The following is a 3,560-nucleotide window of genomic DNA, read 5'->3' on the forward strand; positions in this document are numbered from 1 at the left end:
GAAATAGCCGCCCGGCTAAAGGACCGGAGCGGTTTTTAACCTACGGGGTAGGAAACCGCCTTAGCGGTTGGTGCGCAACCGCAAGAAAGCGGTACCTGAAATCAACATGGGCCTAATTATATCCATTTAATTTCGCGGGTGCTACACGGCGAAAAAGAAGACCACTGCGCCGCAACAGTGCAAGACATCTGCATCTGGACTGGGATTGTGTTTGTCCTACCTTCGGCTCGTCGCGCCGCCACCGCTGGCGGATTTCGTCTCTGGGCAACGAGGGGGGAGTTGCTCCACCTCCGAATGCTTTTTAAAGTACACCCTATTGTTACGCCGGTTTGGAGCAGAATGTTTCCTGTAAAATAGGGCCGTTCCTAGCATTGTTTTACACGTGTCTAGCGGGGTCTAAGCCTTATGTTTACAGAAAGTGGTGAGTGTGGTGCTATCGCCTGATGGTTTCCATATTGAAAGTCATATTGACTCTGTACCCGCGTTGGCGCGGGTGAAAGATCTGCATGGTGGACTCTCGTCGGGGCAGCAGGCGTTGGGCAGGATTGTACAATCCTTGCTTGCTGACGCTGATGGCCTCGACGGGGCACAGTTGTCTGACTTGGCGCGAGTGGTTGAGTCGTATCGTGATGCGGTCATCAAACAGGAGAATGCTGCCTTTAACCCTTCGCGGAGCGAAGACTAATGGTCAATGACTCTGGTTCGCATGGGCAGCGGGTGGGCTATATCCGTGTCTCGACGGTGGAGCAGAATAATCAGCGCCAGAAAGAACTACTCAATGCTTCCGGCAGGATTGACCGGTTCTTTGAAGATAAGATTTCCGGCCGCACCAAGACTGCCCGCCCTGGACTTGTCGAGTGCATGGCGTATGTGCGCGACGGTGACGAACTCGTCGTCTCATCGATTGACCGCCTCGCCCGATCGCTAACGGATCTGCGCGGTATTGTTGATGAACTTACCGGCAAAGGTGTGACCGTTACTTTCCTGCATGAGAATCTCGCGTTTGCGAAAGACACCACAGATCCACGCGCGGATTTAATGCTGGGTATTTTGGGTTCGTTTGCGGAGTTTGAGCGGGCCATTATCCGGGAGCGCCAGGCGGAGGGGATTGCGTTGGCGAAAAAGGCTGGCAAGTACAAAGGCCGCAAGCCTGCTCTTAGTCCGCAGCAGGTGGCGGAGATTGAGCGGCGCGTATTGGCGGGGGAGTCGAAAGCAGCCTTGGCGCGGGAATTCGGAGTCACTCGCCCTACGGTGTATCGGGCGTTGAAGAACGTCTAAGCGTCGGCGGCGTGAGGGTAAATCTGCGCACCCACGGTGCTTGCCGCATGGCAGGACATATGTCTAAGCATATGGCAAGACATACGCTTTAACATATGTTTTAGCATATGGCCGCATTTATGTAGTGCCACCTGCACGCTCGTGCACTTAGCTCCACGATATAGACGCGCAACTTTGAGGCGGTGGCGCGGGGTGAGCGCGGCATTTGCGTGATACATGGACTGACTCCTCGGGGAAAGGTGAGGGCCAGCGGTTCGATGCCGCTGGCCCTCAAGGCTCGAGTCCTGTGGGTCAGGCCTTGTCGTGAACAGTCACGACGTAGCCGTCGGGGTCACTGAAGCTGAACGTCAGCCCAAACGGGCCGTTCATGGGTTCACTCACGATCGGGACGCCCGCCTGAACCAAGGACTGGTGCGCTCCGGCCACATCGTCCACATGGAACCAGAGGGCAATGCCGACGCCGGGACGCGGCGTCGCCGTCTCGAGGTCAACCCCGGGCAGGGGCTCGCGCACGGCGAAGGGGATCGGCTGAGTGTCGAAGACGATCGCCTGCTCTGGGCCATAGGGTGCTCGGACGAGTGCCAGGTGCTGTTCGTAGAAGGCAGCCGATCGCTCGATGTCGCGGACCTGGATGGCGACGAAGTCGATACCAGTGGTGGTCATATCCTACTCCTTATGTCTGGGTGTTGACATATCCAGTATGTCATAATGTTGACATGAAGCAAGAGACGACGAACAACCCACTCTCGGAAGCGATCGGTTACCAGCTCAAGAGGGTGACTGCGCTGCTGCGGACACGGATGGACAAAGCTCTGCGCCCGCTTGGGCTGACGGTCCCGCAGTACGCGTGCCTGGAGCTGCTGGGCCAGCAGCCAGGCCTGTCCAATGCCGACCTGGCGCGTGGAGCGTTTGTCACCCGCCAGTCCATGAATCTCGTGCTGCGTGGGCTGCAAGACCGTGGATTGGTGCAGCGACCCGAGTCGGTCGACCAAGGACGCGCGAGGCCATCACAGCTGACCGGAACGGGTCGCGAGGTGCTCGAGAGGGCAAGCGCCTCCATCGCCGAAGTGGAGCGGCAGATGTTGGCCGGACTCAGCAAGGGAGAGATCCATGGCATTCGCAACGCCCTCTCCCGCTGCTCCACGAACCTGAAGTAGACACAACAACATCCGAGGGTCAACGGCTCAATCAACGTGCCCGGTCAGTACACCTAGGTCTCGTCAGGTGTGGCTGCTAACGTTATTTCCGGTTCACAATCACACCCCGCTGGGTGTGGGCGTGACTTCCTCGTCGGTGCGCGGTAAGGCCCGCGCGTGACGTGGGCTGTCTCGCGCGCCGTTTTTTCAGGCGAGCGGACAACCCTACGACGTAAAGGGAGGTAGACAATGGGTAAACACTCATTGGATACACCCGGTCGCAAAAGAAAAGACCTTGATGCCACCAAGCTTGACTGGCTAGATGTGGCTACCAAGGTCATAGTTCTTGTGACCGTAATCGTGAAGCTCGTTACCGCGATGCTTCACGTGGGTCTTTAGGCCCGAGGGTCTCAACGAGCTGGCACTCGTTGGGGCCCTTTTTATTGTGCAGCCGCAATTCAGGGATGAACTGTGCTGTCACTTTTTAGGCTAATGGGCGCGCGAAGGTTTCGCAATACTCCCACACTGAGCCCGTAGCCCTCCTTTTCTCTACTGCGGGCGGGAATCTGCGTATTCGTGCGCCCGCGAGTCCTGCCATATGGCGGAACATATGTTTAGGCATATGTTATAGCGTATGTTCCGCCATATGCTAAAGCATATGTTCTGTGTTATGCAGGTTTACCTGCTAGTTCTTGCGTTTAGGCGGAGTCCGAAAATGGTAATCCACAAGGCTAGTAGGCCGAAGGAGATGAGCAGTGCGGCCAGTTCTCGCGAGAGACCGGCCTGGGTGAAAAGGAAGGAGGGGACAAGGATCATTGCTGCGCTTATGCTGCCTCCAAGCGCGGCGTAATACATACGGTCTTCTGGCCGTTCGCGGCGGATGGTCTGGATGATTAAGACGAAAAGTACTGCGAGTGCGGCGAGGGTGATGGTCGTGTACATTCCTTCTCCTTTCGGGACTGGTGCCCATTTTATCGGTGAGGGTGTGCACGGTCTGTGTGCTGCGTTTTCCAAGAGTCAGGGTGTGTTAGTGTTATCCCCCGTAAGATCCTGATGAGCAGTTGAACAAACTGCACCACCGGAAGTAACAAACTCGAAAGGGTATGTTACCTCCGGTTTCTTTCATTTTTCAATCTTTGAGGTGCG

6 protein-coding genes are annotated in these 3,560 nt (G+C 56.5%); 3 read left to right on the forward strand and 3 right to left on the reverse strand.

The window, feature by feature from the left end; genetic code table 11:
• Nucleotides 1-60 precede the first annotated feature (60 nt).
• On the reverse strand, nucleotides 61-126 hold the full coding sequence (locus L8V01_RS12005) for an erythromycin resistance leader peptide (protein WP_071569110.1): 66 nt from the start codon (nucleotides 124-126) through the stop codon (nucleotides 61-63).
• 558 nt (nucleotides 127-684) lie between these two features.
• Here L8V01_RS12005 and L8V01_RS11830 point away from each other — a divergent pair.
• Complete coding sequence (locus L8V01_RS11830) at nucleotides 685-1,278, forward strand: recombinase family protein (RefSeq protein ID WP_269947165.1); 594 nt, start codon at nucleotides 685-687, stop codon at nucleotides 1,276-1,278.
• A 291-nt stretch (nucleotides 1,279-1,569) separates the two neighbouring features.
• On the opposite strand, the gene L8V01_RS11835 is transcribed toward L8V01_RS11830, so the two are convergent.
• Nucleotides 1,570-1,941 carry a VOC family protein gene (locus L8V01_RS11835; protein ID WP_166684866.1) on the reverse strand — a complete coding sequence of 124 codons (372 nt, stop codon included), beginning with the start codon at nucleotides 1,939-1,941 and terminating at the stop codon, nucleotides 1,570-1,572.
• Between the two features lie 53 nt (nucleotides 1,942-1,994).
• Here L8V01_RS11835 and L8V01_RS11840 point away from each other — a divergent pair, with 53 nt between their 5' ends.
• Both L8V01_RS11840 and L8V01_RS11845 read left to right on the forward strand, forming a co-directional pair.
• A complete protein-coding gene (locus tag L8V01_RS11840; RefSeq protein ID WP_269947166.1) occupies nucleotides 1,995-2,435 on the forward strand; it encodes a MarR family winged helix-turn-helix transcriptional regulator in 441 nt (146 codons plus the stop codon).
• Between the two features lie 228 nt (nucleotides 2,436-2,663).
• Nucleotides 2,664-2,813: a hypothetical protein gene (locus L8V01_RS11845; protein WP_011117478.1), complete on the forward strand. Its 150-nt coding sequence runs from the start codon at nucleotides 2,664-2,666 to the stop codon at nucleotides 2,811-2,813.
• Between the two features lie 279 nt (nucleotides 2,814-3,092).
• On the opposite strand, the gene L8V01_RS11850 is transcribed toward L8V01_RS11845, so the two are convergent.
• Nucleotides 3,093-3,356, reverse strand: coding sequence for a hypothetical protein (locus L8V01_RS11850; RefSeq protein WP_011117479.1), 264 nt, complete (start codon nucleotides 3,354-3,356; stop codon nucleotides 3,093-3,095).
• Between the last annotated feature and the right edge of the window lie 204 nt (nucleotides 3,357-3,560).

Origin of the sequence: Corynebacterium curieae (assembly GCF_027570035.1) — a bacterium.
Classification (GTDB): domain Bacteria; phylum Actinomycetota; class Actinomycetes; order Mycobacteriales; family Mycobacteriaceae; genus Corynebacterium; species Corynebacterium curieae.

Coding starts and splice junctions, on each gene's coding strand:
- L8V01_RS11850 (WP_011117479.1), bottom strand. CDS start 3,356: ATGTACACGACCATCACCCTCGCCGCACTCGCAGTACTTTTCGTCTTA.
- L8V01_RS11830 (WP_269947165.1), top strand. CDS start 685: ATGGTCAATGACTCTGGTTCGCATGGGCAGCGGGTGGGCTATATCCGT.
- L8V01_RS11835 (WP_166684866.1), bottom strand. CDS start 1,941: ATGACCACCACTGGTATCGACTTCGTCGCCATCCAGGTCCGCGACATC.
- L8V01_RS11840 (WP_269947166.1), top strand. CDS start 1,995: ATGAAGCAAGAGACGACGAACAACCCACTCTCGGAAGCGATCGGTTAC.
- L8V01_RS11845 (WP_011117478.1), top strand. CDS start 2,664: ATGGGTAAACACTCATTGGATACACCCGGTCGCAAAAGAAAAGACCTT.